General features: G+C 76.6%; 9 protein-coding genes. 5 read left to right on the plus strand and 4 right to left on the minus strand.

The genetic code is table 11. From position 1 onward, the window contains the following. Positions 1-96: 96 nt before the first annotated feature. Positions 97-3141 carry an esterase-like activity of phytase family protein gene (locus ACZ4MO_RS17450; protein WP_175009930.1) on the minus strand — a complete coding sequence of 1015 codons (3045 nt, stop codon included), beginning with the start codon at positions 3139-3141 and terminating at the stop codon, positions 97-99. 413 nt (positions 3142-3554) lie between these two features. Here ACZ4MO_RS17450 and ACZ4MO_RS17455 point away from each other — a divergent pair, with 413 nt between their 5' ends. Continuing rightward, on the plus strand, positions 3555-5816 hold the full coding sequence (locus tag ACZ4MO_RS17455; protein WP_175009929.1) for a hypothetical protein: 2262 nt from the start codon (positions 3555-3557) through the stop codon (positions 5814-5816). A gap of 192 nt (positions 5817-6008) precedes the next feature. Here ACZ4MO_RS17455 and ACZ4MO_RS17460 read toward each other — a convergent pair whose 3' ends face one another. Beyond that, a complete protein-coding gene (locus tag ACZ4MO_RS17460) occupies positions 6009-6605 on the minus strand; it encodes a GNAT family N-acetyltransferase (RefSeq protein ID WP_175009928.1) in 597 nt (198 codons plus the stop codon). A 123-nt stretch (positions 6606-6728) separates the two neighbouring features. Between ACZ4MO_RS17460 and ACZ4MO_RS17465 the strand changes: the two genes are divergently transcribed. Next, positions 6729-7523 (plus strand): TetR/AcrR family transcriptional regulator, encoded by a 795-nt coding sequence (locus tag ACZ4MO_RS17465; protein WP_175009940.1) that lies wholly within the window; start codon positions 6729-6731, stop codon positions 7521-7523. Between the two features lie 28 nt (positions 7524-7551). Here ACZ4MO_RS17465 and ACZ4MO_RS17470 read toward each other — a convergent pair whose 3' ends face one another. Beyond that, entirely contained in the window at positions 7552-9261 is a 1710-nt protein-coding gene (locus tag ACZ4MO_RS17470) for a tetratricopeptide repeat protein (protein ID WP_175009927.1), read from the minus strand. Between the two features lie 19 nt (positions 9262-9280). Continuing rightward, complete coding sequence (locus ACZ4MO_RS17475; protein WP_175009926.1) at positions 9281-10729, minus strand: AAA family ATPase; 1449 nt, start codon at positions 10727-10729, stop codon at positions 9281-9283. 159 nt (positions 10730-10888) lie between these two features. Between ACZ4MO_RS17475 and ACZ4MO_RS17480 the strand changes: the two genes are divergently transcribed. The 3 genes from ACZ4MO_RS17480 (at position 10889) to ACZ4MO_RS17490 (ending at position 12419) form a co-directional block, all read left to right on the plus strand. Further along, a complete protein-coding gene (locus ACZ4MO_RS17480) occupies positions 10889-11341 on the plus strand; it encodes a hypothetical protein (RefSeq protein WP_255179911.1) in 453 nt (150 codons plus the stop codon). Next, positions 11338-11694, plus strand: coding sequence for a winged helix-turn-helix domain-containing protein (locus ACZ4MO_RS17485; RefSeq protein ID WP_255437376.1), 357 nt, complete (start codon positions 11338-11340; stop codon positions 11692-11694). The genes ACZ4MO_RS17480 and ACZ4MO_RS17485 overlap by 4 nt, the downstream gene beginning before the upstream one ends. Before the next feature lie 86 nt (positions 11695-11780). Further along, a complete protein-coding gene (locus ACZ4MO_RS17490; protein WP_175009925.1) occupies positions 11781-12419 on the plus strand; it encodes a DNA-3-methyladenine glycosylase I in 639 nt (212 codons plus the stop codon). The last annotated feature ends 8 nt before the right edge of the window (positions 12420-12427 follow it).

A 12427-nucleotide genomic window follows, 5' to 3' on the forward strand; every position in this document is an offset into this window, starting at 1 on the left:
ACGAGAGACCTCCGTTGGCACGAGCCGGGTTCCTAGACAGCTCCCACTCGACACGGAGGTCTCTCGCTACGTCAATAACGCTCCTGGTCAGTACACCTAGCGCGGCAGCCCGCGCAGGCGGCGCCGAGCGACGACGATCGTCACGCCGCCCGCCACGAGCACGATCGCGAGCCCGACGAGCGCGCCGACGTACGACCCGGTCGTGGCGAGCCCGTCCGGCCGGGCCGACGCGGCGCCGTCGGACCCGCCGGTCGCGGCGTCCGTCGCGAGCACCTCGAGCTCCGTCCACAGCACGCGGCCGTCCACCTGGCCGACGAGCGCGAACCGGTGCTCGCCCACCGCCGTGTCGGCGGGGACGGTGACGGTCGCCGTGAGCCGGCCCGACGCGTCGGCCCGGACCATGCCGAGGTCCGCCGGCGTCGAGAAGAGGGTCGCGGAGACCCACTCGCCGGGTGCGAAGCCGTCGGCCGTCGCGGTGACCTGCTCGCCCGCACGCACGTGCGTCGGGGAGAGGCTGACGCCGCCGTGGTTCGCCGCGGTGAGGTCGTCCACCCCCACGGCGTGCCGGGGGGCCGACGGCGGCTGCTCCCCCGCGCCGGGCGTCTCGCCGGGCTCATCGGGGCCCGGCGCCTCCTCGTCGAGGTGGCCGTCGAACACGTCGGACGCCGCGCCGAGGCTCAGCAGCACCGTCTCGCCGGTCGCGTCGGCCAGGCCGTCGTTGTCCGTGATCGCCCAGACCGTGCCGTCGCCGCCGACCGTGAGGCCCTCGAGCTTCTCCTGCGTCCAGCCGTTCGTGGCACGCAGGTCGGGCAGCACGTCGTGCGCGAGCGTCTTCGTCACGGGGACCGGGGTGGTCGACGCCGCGCCGACGGCGACGTCCGGGACGTCGACCGCGTACACGCGCTTCACCGCGGCGGCGGGGCCGTTGAGCTTGTCGCGCTCGATCACGGCGAGCGTGTCGTGGTCGACGACGGTCACCTCGCTCAGCCCCAGCCAGTCGCCGTCCGTCGTGGTGCGCTCGAGCGGGTAGGCGAACCAGTCCCACGTGCGCGTCGCGACGTCGTAGCGCCCGATCCGCGCGGTGCCCGCCGTGCCGCCCGCGTCCGTCGTCAGGCCGCGCTGGAGGGCGACCCACACCTGCTCGCCCGCGGCCTGGGCCCCGGGCCCGCGTGCGCCCGCACCGGCCGGCGCACCGACCGCGACACCCTCGATGCCCTGCTTCCCGAGGCCCGCGACGACGGCGTCGGGAAGCGCGACGGACTCGACGACCGCGCCCGCGGCGTCGACGTGCACGATCGCGTTCTCCGCGCCCTTCGCGCCCTCGACACCGAGCCAGAACCCGCCCCCGGGGCGCGCCGCGACCCCCTCGACGTCGAGACCCACGGGTGCGCCGTCGCGCGTGACCGTGACCGTGCGGTCGATCACCGCGGGCGAGCCCTCGCCGTCGCCGCGCACGTCGAGCGACAGGAGCTGCGTCGGGGAGTACGCGGCGTCGGTCGCCGTCCACAGGCGCTGGGGATCGGTCGGGTCGGCGCTCAGCGCCCCGAGCGCGCCCCAGCCGATCGGCGCACCGGCCTGCGGGCCCGTGGTCGCGTCCGCGGAGACGACGCTCGGGAACCGGGGCGACCCCGCGGCGTCGGCCCACGCGTCCCCGCGCCCGAACACCGTGACGGCCGAGCGCACGCCCGCCGCGGCGTCGTCCTCCTCGCTCGACACCACGAGCAGGTCGCGCTGCGGCACGACGAGCAGCCCCTCGGGACCGTTCGTCGTCGCGAGGACCTGGACGAACCGCGGGGCGGCCGCGTCGGTCACGTCGTAGACGGCGACGAAGTTCGAGCGCTCGGAGCCGACGAACGCGTACCGCGTCCCGCCGAGCGTCGCGACGGCCAGGCCCTCGGGCTCGACGCCCTTCTTGGCCGCGCGGTCCTCGGTGTGCAGGCCGACGCGGACGGCGAGGCGCTCCAGCTCCGCGCCCGCGTCCCACACGACCTCGCCCGTGACGGCGTCGAGCACCGACCAGCCGCGGGAGCCACCCTTCCAGTCGCCCTCGTTGGCGGTCGCGACGTGCGCGTCGTCGACCCAGCCGACGGCGTCCGGCTCGCGGGGCGTCGCGGGGATCGACCCGGTCTGGTCGATCGTGCCGTCCTTCTTCACGTCGATCCCCGAGACGGCGACCGCACCCGCGGAGAAGACGCTCTCGACCTCGCCCGAGGCGACGTCGACGACGGCGACGCCGTTGTTCTCCTGGAGCGTCACCGCGGCCTTGGTGCCCGCGGGGTTGATCGCGACGTACTCCGGCTCCGGGTCCTCGGGCGTGTCGAGGCCAGCGGCCGCGACGACGGGCAGCGGCGCGCCCGCCTCGTCCACGAAGGGGACGGCGCGCGTCGACCAGGCGGCCGGGTCGCGGCCGGGCAGGTCGAGGATCTGCACGAACCCTGCGGGGAGCTGCGGGAGGTCGCCCTCGTCGCCGCCCTCCGGCGTCGCGTCCTCGTCGCGCTGGTTCTCGATCGCGACGACGGCGTGCGCGCCGTCGGGCGTGACGGCGATCGAGTCCGGCTGGCCGCCGAGGTCCAGCGACCGCACGCGCTCACGCGTCGCGAGGTCGACGACGTCGAGGCGGCCGCTCGGCTCGGTGAAGCTCACGGACGTGTCCACGACGACGAGGACGTACCCGCCGACGACCGCGACCGACGTCGGCTCGTCGTGCTCCGACCCGAGCTCGGCGAGGCTCAGCGTGCCGAGACCCTGCGGCGCGCCGGGGTCGGTGAGGTCGAGGAAGCCGATGCGGCGCGCGAGGGCGTCGGTGTGGACGAGGGTCCGCCCGTCCTCGCTGACCGCCGAGATCTCCGCGACCGTCTCCGCGGCGGCGTCCTCGCCGGCCGGGCGGTTGTCGAAGACGGGGTACGTCGCGAGCCGGTGGAACGTCTCGGCCGGCGCCGGGGTCGGCCAGGCGTCGGCGACCGTCGGGGCGGCGGCGGTGCCGCTCGGGGCGTGGGCGGGCACGGCCGCGAGCGCGGGCAGCGCGCCCAGGCCCAGGGTGAGCGTCGTGCCGGTGGCGACGAGCGCGGCGAGGCGCGGACGGCGGGCCAGTGCGGCGCGCTCCGGCGCCCCCGCGGGCGTCCGCTCGGTGATCGGTGGCATGTCTCTCCTTCGACGAGGGTCGAGCAGAGGGTGGTGCGACGCCGTGGCGGGACGACGACGGGTCGCGGGCGGGGGGATGGCCGCTGGGTGAACACTCGGCAGGCGCGTGCGGGCTCGTCTGCGAAGGCCCGGACGGCCGTCCGTTGCTCCGAGCGACGGACTCGCGTGCGGAGTACCTGATACTTCGGGCCCGTGACCGAATCGTGACGGCGAAAGTACCTAGTACTCGCTGTCCGTGGTGTCCGGGGCGTTGCTAGCGTCGCTGGGGATCTACCTGCTACTCCACGTCCCGCCAACGGTGGTGGGCGCACCGGCGCACTCCCGCGCCGAGCAGACCGGTACCCGCCTCTCCCGCACCTCTCCCCTCGTGCCGAACGCCCCGCGACGACGCCGGGCGTGAGGAAGGACGACAGATGACGCAGCACGCTCTCCGACCGTCGCGCACGCACACGGTCCTCACCTCCGTCGCGCTCGCCGTGCTCGCCCTCGCGGTCGCCGGCCTGGTCGCGTTCCTCCTCGTGTACAACGGCAAGGTCGCCGACGGCGCGACCCGCCTCGACGACGGCGCCGCCGAGCTCGACGCCGGCGCCGCGACCCTCGCTGACGGCACGACCGAGGCCCAGGCCGGCGCGCGGCGCCTCGCCGACGGTGCCGGCGACCTCGAGGCTGGTGCGAACGACCTCTCCGCCGGTGCGCGGAAGGCGTCCGACGGCGCCACCCAGCTCGCCACGGGCGGCACCACCGCGCTCGACGGCGCGACCGAGCTCGCCGCCGGTGCCGACGAGCTGAACGCCGGTGCGGCACGCCTCGCCGCCGGGACGGGCGACGCGGCGAGCGGCGCGGCCCGTCTCGCGGCGGGCAGCAAGGACCTCGACTCCGGGGCGGCACGCCTCGCCGCGGGCAACGCCCGGGCGGCCGACGGCGCGTCCCAGATCGCGACGGGCGCGGGCACCCTGAAGGACGGCGCGGCCGAGCTCTCCGCCGGGAACGCGACGGCCGCGCAGGGTGCCGGTCTGCTCGCCGACGGCACCTCGGCGCTGGCCACCGGCGCGTCCGACCTGGCCGACGGCACGGCGCGGCTCGCCGTCGGGGCGAGCACCGTCGCGGACGGCGCGTCGACGGTCACCACGGGCCTCTCCGGCGCCGCGTCCGGCGCGCGCGACCTGGCGACCGGGGCGAGCAGCGTCTCGGCGGGCGCCTCGACCCTGCGCGACGGCGTCGCCGCCACCGCCCGGGGCGCCGGCTCGCTCGCACCGGGCGCGGCGACGGTCGCGGCGGGCGCCGAGCAGCTGTCCGCCGGCGCGAGCTCGCTGCGGGACGGCACGGCGCTCCTGGCGCCGGGCGCGCAGCAGGTCGCGGCGGCGTCCGCCCAGCTCCGGGACGGCGCGTCCGGACTCGCCGCGGGTCTCTCCACGGCCCGCGACGGCGCCGTCCGCCTGGCCGACGGGACGCGTTCGGTGGCCGAAGGCGCGGACCAGGTCCACGCGGGAGCGGACTCCCTCGCGGCACAGCTTGCGGGGCTGGCCGCGGCGACCGACGACCCGGCCCTCAAGGCGAGGCTCGACGCCCTCGCGGGTGCCGCGGGCTCGGTGCGCGACGGCGCGGCGAGGGTCGACGCCGGGGCCGGAGGGCTCGTCACCGGCGCGTCCGCCCTGCGCGACGGGCTCGCGGGCGACTCGGGCGCCGCGGCGGGCGCGGCCCGGCTCGAGGCGGGTCTTCGGGACCTCAGCACCGGAGCCGCACGGGTGTCCACCGGCGCCCAGGAGGCGGACGCGGGCGCGACGCGGCTCGCGGAGGGTGCGGCCGGGCTCGCCTCCGGCGCCGCCGCGGTCTCCGGCGGGGCACAGAGCCTCGCCGCCGGGACGGCGCAGCTCTCCGGAGGGGCCGACGCCCTCGCCGCCGGTGCGAGCACGGTCTCGGCCGGCAACGCCTCGCTCGCCGGGGCGACCCGCGCCCTCGCCGACGGCGCCGCCAAGGTGTCGGGCGGCGCGACGACCCTGGCCGCCGGGAACGCGGCGTCGGCAGACGGCGCCGCCCGTCTCGCCGCCGGGAACACCGACGCGGCCGCCGCCTCGGCAGCGCTCGCCGAGGGCACGGCTCGCCTGGCCGACGGCGCCGCCCGGGTCGCGGGCGGCAACGCCCAGCTCGCCACCAAGACCTCCGAGCTCGCCGCAGGCGCGTCGGAGCTCGCGTCCGGCGCCGCCGACCTCAAGGCGGGGACGGCGAAGGCCGCGACGGGCGCGGGCGACCTCTCTGCCGGCACGGTGCGGCTGCGCACGGGCGCGGGCGACCTGTTCGCCGGGACCACGCGGTTGGAGGACGGGACGCTGCGCCTGCAGAACGGGCTCACGACCCTCTCGACGGGCGCGACGACCCTCGCCGCGGGCAACGCGGCGCTGGCCGAGGGCTCCGCGTCGCTGCACGCCGGCACGACGACCCTCGCCGACGGCGCGTCCGACCTGCACGACGGCAGCACCCGCATCGCCGAGGGCGCGGCCACGCTCGCGGACGGCACGGGCACCCTCTCCGACGGCACGACGGAGCTCAAGGACAGCGTCGAGAACAGCCCCGTCGGACGGGTGTCGCTCGGCATGTCGGCGCTGGTCGGCGGGTCCGTGCTCGCGGGCGTCGCGGGCGTCGGGCTCGGGCTGCGCCGTCGGCTCGCGGCGGTCTGACGGACCGGCGCGCACGGCCGGGCGGCGCTCCCGCCGCCCGGCCCTCGACTCGGGGGCGGCCTCACGTCGACGGTGCCGCCCCCGCGGGCGGCGGTCCCGGTGGACAGGACTCCGGGGCCGCCGCCCTTCTTCGTGCCTCCGGCGCCGCCACTCACCGGGCGGGTCGACCGGCACGCACCGCGGCGGCAGCGGTCACGACGCGACGTCCCGGGCGTGGCTCATCGTGACGTACGCCGAGAACCCTGCCCGCCGGGCGAACCGCAGCGGGCGGCGCCCCGTCTCCGTGAACCCGAGCTTGCGGTAGAGCCCCAGCGCGGGGGCGTTGGTGTCCTTGATGTCGCGCAGCACGAGCTCGTCGTACGGCAGCTCCATCAGGTGACGCATGAGCGCGGTGCCCACCCCCCGGCCCTGGTGCTCCGGCGCCGTCGTGACGAACCCGATCTCCGCGAGGCCGTCCCGCGCACCGTCGTCTGCGCCGAGGAACTGGCTCCGGACGATCCGGTAGCTGATCGCGCCGTGGACACGACCCAACGCGTCCCGGAAGGTGCGCCGCGCGGGGGCGAAGCACTCCTGCTCGCCCTCGGTGACCGAGGCGACGGCGGCGGGCTCGCCGTCGACGACCGCGACGTAGAACCGTTCGAGCACGAGCATGTGCGCGAACGCGTCCGTCAGCACGCGCGGGTCCTTCGAGAAGTACGCGAAGTCCTCCGCGAAGCCGCGCACGAGAACCTCGGTGATCCGCCGCCGACTGCTCTCGCCGAGCTCGTCGCCGCGCCTGATCTCGATCATGGGGTCCCTGCTTCCTGGGTGAGGCGTGACCGCGTCGGCACGAAACTGTTTATTGCATCTACTATTCTTCTGACCGTAGACACCGCCGTGCAGGCGGTCAAGGTCCGCTGGGAGGATGACGAGATGACCGGGACCGACGGCGACGACCGCCCCAGCACCGACCGTCCAGGCGCCCGGGAGGAGCTCCCGCCCGTCGTCGCGCGGTTGTGGGGGCACGGCACCGCCCCGCGGCGCGGCCCCAAGCCCGCACTGTCCGTCGAGCAGGTCGTGCGCGCCGCCGTCGACCTCGCCGACGCCGAAGGCCTGCCCGCGGTGTCCATGGCGCGCGTCGCCGAGGCGCTCGGCTACTCACCGATGGCGCTCTACCGCTACGTCGAGAGCAAGGACGAGCTCCTCGTCCTCATGGCCGACGCGGCCGCGGACCTGCTCGAGCTACCCCCGGACGACGGGGACTGGCGCGCCGGGCTCACGGCCTGGACCCGTGCGCAGATCGAGGGCGTCCTCGCTCGGCCCTGGTTCCTCGACCTGCCGCTGACGACGGCGCAGGTCGGCCCGAACCGGTTGCGCTGGATCGACCGCGCGTTCGCGATCCTCGCTCCGCTCGACCTGACGACGGACGAGAAGCTCCAGATCGTCGGGCTCCTCGCGCAGCACGTGCTCGGCGAGGGGCGCGTCCAGGTCGAGACCCGGCGCGCCGCCGCCGACCCGTACGCGGACTACGAGCTCGTGCTCACCCGGCTCGCCGACCCCGAGACGTACCCCGCGCTCACCGAGGCGCTCGCCGCGTGGACGCCGCCCGAGGCCCGGCCCGACGCCTCGGAGAGCGGCGTCGGCTCCGGGCTCGACATCCTCCTCGACGGGATCGAGGCGTTCGTCGCGCAGCGCGCCGTGGCCCGCGGGGCCGTCGACCGCGGCTGACGGTCGTTCGGTCCGGCCTCCCACCAGGTCAGGAGTTCGGCGAGACCGGGGCGTCGGGAACCTGGACGTCGGGCAGGTCCGGCACGTCGAACGTGGGGACGTCGATCGTGGGGACGTCGAGGTCACCCAGCCGTTCCTGGAGCTCTTCCTGGCGGACGCGGTTGTTCTCCTGGATGCAGGCGAGACGCGTGGCGGGCCGGCCGGTGCACTCCTGCACGGCCGAGTCCGGGTCGCGCGGGGCGCGCTCCTCCTGGACGTAGCGGCCGTCGGCGTCGTGCTCGTCGGGGCCGACGGGCAGCGCGGCGAGCGCTGCCGCCTCGGCGAGCAGCAGCAGGACCGTGGCGAGGAGGAGGACGGCGCCACCCAGCCCCGCGCGGACCGCGGCGGCCGTGCTCACGGGCGGGCGCTCGTCGGACGCCGCGCGCTGCCGGGCCGCGACGCGCCACGCGGCCCACATCCCGACGACGAGCGGCAGCACGTACGCGACCGCGGCGAGCGCCGCGACGGGGCGGGCGTCCTCGCGCGCGAGCGCGCCCGACCCGACGCCCGCGACCACGACCGCGACGACCCCGAGGACGACCACCCGGCGCACGGCGGCGCGGCGCAGGTTCGCGCGCAGCGCCGCGACGCGCGCCGCTCCGGTCACGCCGGGCGGCAGGTAGCCGAGCTCGCGCGCCTGCGTGAACATCGCCGCGTGCAGGACGGCCGAGGTGACGGTCACCAGGGCGAGCACCGCCCCGAGCCCGACGAGGAACCACCGGACGGCGGCGGCGTCGCGCACGAGGTAGAGCAGGGCGAGCCCCGCGAGGACGCCCGCCCACCCGACGGCGATCGCCACGACGGTGCCGCTGCGGAACGGCGTCCGGCGCAGGGTGCGGCGCAGCAGCCCGCGCGGGACCTGGAGGAGGACGGGCACGACGCGCAGCGCGGTCACGCCCGTCCACAGCAGCACGACGATCCCCCAGACCGGCACGCTGCCCACGTGGGCGTCGCTCATCGCGAAGCCGACGACGAGCGCGACGGCCCCGACGAGGAGGACCGGCATCTCGACGAGCCGGAGCACCTGCTGCCACACGCTGAGGTGCAGCAGGTACCCGGCCTCGGCGTGCTCGGGGTTCATCGCGAGGACGCCGCTGTACCCCTGGGCGCTGCGGCTCGCGTCGAGCGCGAGCGCCGCGTCGAGGTAGAGGAGGTCCTCGTGCTCCGGCGCGACGGCGAGGCCCTGCCGCACCAGGGCGCGAGCCCGGTCGTCGTCCCCGAGGCGCGACCAGAGCCGGGCCGCCTGCGCGAGGCGGTCCGGCACCTCGGGGGCGAGCTCGAGCGCCGCGGCGATGCGCTCGCGCGCGAGCCGCCGGTCGGCGCCGCGCACGCGCCCCGAGAGGTGGGCGTCGGCGAGCTGGAGGTGATAGCGCGCGTCGTCGGGGTCCAGCTCGAGGGCGCGCCGCGCGGCGTCGCGCGCACCGGGGACGTCGCCGGTGTTCTGCCGCGCGACCGACAGCAGGTAGAGCGCGCCGTCGGCGGTGGGCTGGGCCGCGACCACCTGCTCCAGGAGGGGCAGCGCGTCGGCGGAGCGCTGGAGGTGCAGCCGCACCCACGCGGCGGCGAGGAGCAGCCGCGCGTCGTCGGGCACGGCGGCGAGCGCCTCGTCGACCTCGTCGAGGGCGCGCTCGGGCCGCCCCATCTGGACGAGCAGCTCGACGCGCGCGCCGACGGCGCGCGGGTCGATGGTCGTGGTCACCGTCGGCAGCCTCGCCGTCTCAGAGCATGCGCCGCGCGCGCAGGTACGCGGCGAGCTCGTCGTAGCGGCCGTCGTCGTTCGCGAACGTCACGACGTTGCGCGCGGACTGGAGCCACGCCGTCGTGGACGGCCGCACGTCCGCGAGCGCCGACTCCATGTCGGCCATCGTGACGGGCCGCACCTGGCCGGACGCGATCGAGTCCATCATCGCCTTCTCGGCTGCCGTGGCCGCCAGGTGCTCCAGGTCCGCGCCGGAGAACCCGTCGGTGCGCTGCACGACGGAGCGCAGGTCGATCCCGGCGACGGGTCGCCCCGCGAGGTGGTGGCGCAGGATGGCCTCGCGCGCGGGCTCGTCGGGCGGCAGGACGAGCACGACGCGGTCGAACCGGCCCGGGCGCAGGAGCGCGGTGTCGACGTCCCACGGGTGGTTGGTCGCGCCGAGCACGAACAGGCCGTCGTTGTCGGAGCCGATGCCGTCCATCTCCTGGAGGAGCTGGTTGACGACCGTCCGCATGCCCGACGACCCGGAGTACTGCGCGCGCTTGCCGCCGATCGCGTCGACCTCGTCGAGGAACAGCACGGCCGGCGCGAGCTGCCGCGCACGCTGGAACAGGGCGTGGAGGTTCTGCTCGCTCTCCCCGATGTACTTGTCGAGGATGTCCGCGAGCGTCACCGTGAGGAACCGCGCGCCGAGCTCGCCCGCGACCGCGCGTGCCATGTACGTCTTGCCGGTGCCGGGCGGCCCGTAGAGCAGCAGGCCGCCGCGCAGCGACTTGCCGAACGCCTGCGCGATGGCCTGGTTGCGCATCGGCTCCAGGAACGCCTCGCGGATGCGCTTCTTCACCGGCTCCAGGCCGCCGACGTCCGCCAGCGTCACCGTCTCGCGCGAGACCTCGAGCAGGCCCGACCCGTCGTCGGGGGCGTCGTCGCGCGCGGGCACGAGGAACGGCTGCCCGCCCCCGGGCGCCGGGTCGGCGTGGGCCTGCCCGGGTGCCGGGCTCGGGTCGGCGGGAGCGGGGCCCGTGGTGCCGACCGCAGGCTCCTCGACGAAGGGCGGCGGGACGCGCACGTCGAGCTCGTCCTCCAGCCGGTCCCAGTCGATGCCCGACGCCGGGCTCCCCGGCCCGGCGGGAGCGGCCTGCCCCGCGTGGTCGGACGGCGCGGCAGGGTCGTGCGGCGCGGCGACGTCGGTTGGCCCGGCAGGGTCGTGGGGCGCGGGGGCGCCCGGCGCCTGCCCGGGAGCGGCGTCCGCCGGTCGCGACGCCGCGGCGGCGGACGCGGCCGCCTCCTGGACGAGCCGCAGCGCCTCGCCGTCCGCGGGGTCGATCCGGAGCCCGGCGCTGGCCTGCTCGAGCGCCTCGACGGGACGCCCCGCGGCGAGCAGGAGGCTCGCGTAGTGCACGCGCAGCGGCGCGCTCGCGGGCGCTGCCGCGACGGCGGCGGCGAGCGCGGCCAGGGCGTCGGACATGGGGCTCCTCAGGGACGGCGGTCGGGACGACGGCGTCGTGCGGCCCAGGACGGGGCACGGCCGGGACCAGTGTGCACGGGACCGCCGACGCGCACGATAGGGAGAGGTCCCCATGGCAAATACTTGCCATGATGGAAAGTAGATGCTTCGATGGCATCCATGAGCACCGACGACACGACCTGCACCGCACCCCTCGACGCGGCAGCCGCGCTCGACCGTGCCGATCGCCTCGCCACCGCCACCCGGGCGCGCGGGTGGCGGTGGGTCCGGCTCTACCTCACGGGGTGGGCCGTCGCGAGCGTCGGGCTGGTGCTCGCGATCGGGCTCGGCGGCCGCGTCGGCTTCGTCGCCGGGATGGCCGCCTGGGTCGCGATCGTCACCGTCGGCGCCACGTGGGCCGCACGGCAGGGCGCCCTGGCCGTCGGCACGCGACGCCGGATCGCCGTCGGTGCGGTGTCCTGGGCCGTGGTCTACGGGGCGGTGCTCGTCACCGGGATGGTGGTGTGGCCCGGCTCCGTCGCGTACTGGGTGCCCGCGGCGCTCGTGAGCGCCGTCCCGCTGCTCGTCGCGGCCTGGCGGCCCGCCCCGCGGGACGCGGCGGTGACGGCGTGACGACGAACCGGCCCCCGGCAGGTGACGGGGCGGCCGTCGACCACCACCCGCGCCACACGCTCGACGAGGTGATCCACTCCCCCGTCCGCCTGTCCGTCGTCGCCGCGCTCTCGGGCGTCGAGAAGGCCGACTTCCGGACCTTGCGCGACACGATCGAGCTGTCCGACTCGACGCTGTCGAAGCAGCTCACGGTGCTCGAGGACGCCGGGTACGTCGACATCAGCAAGGAGCGCGCCGGACGACGCACGCGCACCTGGGTGCGCCTCACGCCCGCCGGTGCCGCCGCCCTGCGCGCGCACCTCGACGCGCTGCGCGCGATCGCGGAGGTCGCGCTGCCCCCGGCCGACGCCTGACCACAGGCGCCTCGGCGCACGCGTCCGGGCGCGCGCCGTCCACAGGGACCTCGTGGGTGTCGGCGGGAGGCGGCAGAGTGGGGCGCATGACGACCGAGACCGACGCGTCCACCCCGCTCGCCGTGCCCGACGACGCGCCGCCCGCGCCGCGCCCCGGCGCCCGCTGCTTCGGCGACGGCGACCAGCTCTACGAGGAGTACCACGACACCGAGTGGGGGGTGCCGGTGCACGGGGACACCGCGCTGTTCGAGCGCCTGGCCCTCGAGGGCTTCCAGTCCGGCCTGTCCTGGATCACGGTGCTGCGCAAGCGCCCGGCGTTCCGCGAGGTGTTCGCCGGGTTCGACCCGGAGGCGGTCGCGGCGTTCGACGAGCCCGACGTCGAGCGGCTCCTCACCGACGCCCGCATCATCCGCAACCGCCAGAAGATCACCGCGACGATCGACAACGCGCGGGCGCTCCTCACGCTGCAGGCAGGTGGCGGCTCGCTCGACGAGCTGGTGTGGTCGTTCGCGCCGCCCCCGCGCTCCCAGCAGCCCGCCACGTGGGGCGACGTCCCCAGCACGAGCCCCGAGTCGGTCGCCCTGTCGAAGGCGCTCAAGAAGCACGGCTTCCGGTTCGTCGGGCCCACGACGGCGTACGCGGCCATGCAGGCGTGCGGCCTCGTGGACGACCACCTCGCGACGTGCCCCGTCGTGCTGGGCAGGTCCGCCTCCGCACCGTCGTGACCGATCCG

The organism is Sphaerisporangium cinnabarinum (assembly GCF_055567015.1).

What these genes read in the sequence shown, in the direction of transcription:
- ACZ4MO_RS17490 (WP_175009925.1), top strand. Translation starts at nt 11,781, where the DNA reads ATGACGACCGAGACCGACGCGTCCACCCCGCTCGCCGTGCCCGACGAC.
- ACZ4MO_RS17455 (WP_175009929.1), top strand. Translation starts at nt 3,555, where the DNA reads ATGACGCAGCACGCTCTCCGACCGTCGCGCACGCACACGGTCCTCACC.
- ACZ4MO_RS17450 (WP_175009930.1), bottom strand. Translation starts at nt 3,141, where the DNA reads ATGCCACCGATCACCGAGCGGACGCCCGCGGGGGCGCCGGAGCGCGCC.
- ACZ4MO_RS17475 (WP_175009926.1), bottom strand. Translation starts at nt 10,729, where the DNA reads ATGTCCGACGCCCTGGCCGCGCTCGCCGCCGCCGTCGCGGCAGCGCCC.
- ACZ4MO_RS17480 (WP_255179911.1), top strand. Translation starts at nt 10,889, where the DNA reads ATGAGCACCGACGACACGACCTGCACCGCACCCCTCGACGCGGCAGCC.
- ACZ4MO_RS17460 (WP_175009928.1), bottom strand. Translation starts at nt 6,605, where the DNA reads ATGATCGAGATCAGGCGCGGCGACGAGCTCGGCGAGAGCAGTCGGCGG.
- ACZ4MO_RS17465 (WP_175009940.1), top strand. Translation starts at nt 6,729, where the DNA reads ATGACCGGGACCGACGGCGACGACCGCCCCAGCACCGACCGTCCAGGC.